Annotated in this window: 2 protein-coding genes; both read right to left on the bottom strand. The window is 31.2% G+C overall.

Annotated elements, in window-relative coordinates:
• Nucleotides 1-100: 100 nt before the first annotated feature.
• Nucleotides 101-1,525: a hypothetical protein gene (locus tag ACKI67_RS06505; protein WP_407462638.1), complete on the bottom strand. Its 1,425-nt coding sequence runs from the start codon at nucleotides 1,523-1,525 to the stop codon at nucleotides 101-103.
• Nucleotides 1,526-1,574: 49 nt separating this feature from the next.
• Complete coding sequence (galE, locus tag ACKI67_RS06500) at nucleotides 1,575-2,549, bottom strand: UDP-glucose 4-epimerase GalE (RefSeq protein ID WP_407462637.1); 975 nt, start codon at nucleotides 2,547-2,549, stop codon at nucleotides 1,575-1,577.
• Nucleotides 2,550-2,699: the final 150 nt, after the last annotated feature.

The following is a 2,699-nucleotide window of genomic DNA, read 5'->3' as shown; positions in this document are numbered from 1 at the left end:
ATTAGTAAAAAAAGTTAAAAAAGTTAAAGAAAGCATATGAAAATTTTAAGAGAAAAATAAATGAAAATAGAGGATTAATAAAAAAAAATTAGGAGAATCATTAGCTCCAAAAGTTTGAAAATGGAGAATAATCCTCAGATTCCTCTTCAGAGCCTTCCTCATCATAATCATAATCTTCATCATCATCCTCTTCAATATAACGATTTATCTCATCATCAAGGGAATCCTCTTCTTCCTCATCATCATTTTCTATTGATTTGAGAGACTTGAGATTGAAGACATTAATGCTTTCCTCATTTTCCTTGACATTCAATTTCTCTTTGAAAATCTCATCGAGGCTCTTGTCTTCTTCGCTATGACCTTCAAATCTTTCATTATAAATAAAACCGTCATCTGATGAATCAATGAGATTGTCTTCGTTATTGAAAATGGAATCTTCTGAACTTGAATCAGCACCATAGGAATCATTTATTCCAAAACTTGGAAAATCTTCAAATAGGGAATCATTATTGAGATGAATGGAATCGTTTGTTGAACCACTTACACCAAACTCTTCAATATCCTCAAACTTAAAGTTACTTTTAAAATTATTGTAATCCAAGTCCTGCTTATTTGTATCTGCCAATATGAAAGCTGTTTTGATGATTTTCAACCAATCCAAAGCATCATCTTTTGACTCTGCACATATTGCTCCTTGACCTATCATGAGGTTTTTAGGACGGAAATTATCAGTGCTTATTAAAATGAACTTATAGACATCTTGGGAGAGATATTCACCGAATAGATCATACCATAAATCATTTAATGAATAGACTTCAAGGGAATTCTTGCTGTGAATACCCTCAAATCTTGATTTCAAATCTGAATAATCTGATTTGATTTTATCCAGTTCTCTTTGAAGGATTTTAACCTCTTCAACCAATTTTTCGTTTCTTTCCCTAATGGCTTTGGATTCCTTGATTAAAAGGTCATTTTCCTTGCTTGTCTTTTCATGCTTGATTGATTCCTCTTCAAAATCCTTCTTCACTTCCATATATTTTCTTTTTGAATTGTTGATGGAAGATAAATTGGAAATGCTGTATAAGCCTCCACGAATAATGGAATTGGCTATTTCATCCTCAAAGATATTTTCATCATTATAATCATATTCATAATCATTCAACTGCTCAAGTGAAGGGAGCTTTAGATATTCAATAAGATTCAAGTCATTTTTCAAAGCCTTTTTAAGACTTTGATATAACTTATGGCCTTCAGCATTGGATTCGGCAGCAACCAACACCAAATCAGCACCAACAATTGTATTTTTAGCTATTTCAATATCCCTTGTTGGAATGATGGAAGAAATATTTACATTGAAATTAGACAAATCAAAATTGCTTACCGCTTTAGAAATAAACTCCAAATAATCTAAATTTGTTAAGATAATCCTAATATCGACTAGTTTAGAATCAGCATTTAATTCATTTGAGAAATCGTTTCCATATTCATTAAATCCATATTCATTTTCTCTAAATTCATTATCCATTCTAAGACCTCCATCTCTAAAGCTGTCTAATTCTTAAGTATTAAAAAAATTAACTGTGAATCTTCTTATGCCATTTCCATGCAGATTCAACTATATCTTCCAATTCGGTGATTTCAGGTTTCCATTTCAAAATCTCTTCTGCCTTTTTGGAATCTGCTATTAAAATATCAGGATCTCCAGCACGTCTTCCTTCAATCTTAACCTCAAAATCAACACCTGTAACCTTCTTGCAGGTGTCAATAACTTCTTTTACAGAAAATCCGCTACCGTTTCCTAAATTAAAAATATTGCTGTCATTAAATGGCTCTTCTAAATATTGCAATGCCTTTAAATGAGCATCAGCCAAATCATTTACATGAATATAATCCCTTACACATGTTCCATCAGGAGTGCTATAGTCATCTCCAAAGATGGAAATGCTATCTCTTCTGCCAATAGCCGCATCCAAGACCAAAGGAATCAAATGAGATTCAGGATTATGGTCTTCACCGATTTCACAATCCAAATCTGCACCTGCAGCATTGAAATATCTAAGGGAAACATATTTCAAATCTCCGAAATCAGATTCATCCTTTAATAGATTCTCAACCATCATTTTTGATTCTCCATAAGGATTGATCGGTTTCAATTCATGGTCTTCACTTATTGGAATGGATTTTGGAATTCCATATAATGCAGCGGTTGATGAGAAGATGAATTTCCTTACTCTAAATTCCTTCATGACTTGAAGCAGATTCAAAGTGTTTTCAAAATTGTTCTTGAAATATTTTTCAGGCTCTTCAACACTTTCAGCTACAGAAGAAAAAGCAGCAAAATGCATTACCGCTTCAATCTCATTATCTTGAAAAATCTCTTTGATCTTATCGGTATCCTCTAAATCTGCATTTACAAACTGCCCCCATTTTACAGCAGATTTATGGCCTTTGGATAAATTATCCAAAACTATTGTTTCATAACCTGAATTATTAAGTAATTTGTTGACATGGGAGCCTATATATCCTGCTCCACCGGTTACTAAAATCATAATATCACTTAAAAATTTTTTTTGATTATTTTAATTTTTTTATATAAATTATATTATATTTTAGTTTATTTTATAATATATTTAACTTTTTAGTTTTTTTATAAAAAAATAAGGAAAATAATAAAGAAATAAGCAAAATAAATAAAAATA

The sequence above is a fragment of the Methanobrevibacter sp. genome (assembly GCF_045577275.1).
In the GTDB taxonomy this organism is placed as follows: Archaea; Methanobacteriota; Methanobacteria; order Methanobacteriales; family Methanobacteriaceae; genus Methanobrevibacter.
Note: the sequence above shows the minus strand (reverse complement) of the source record. Positions and strands in the feature narration are given on the sequence as shown.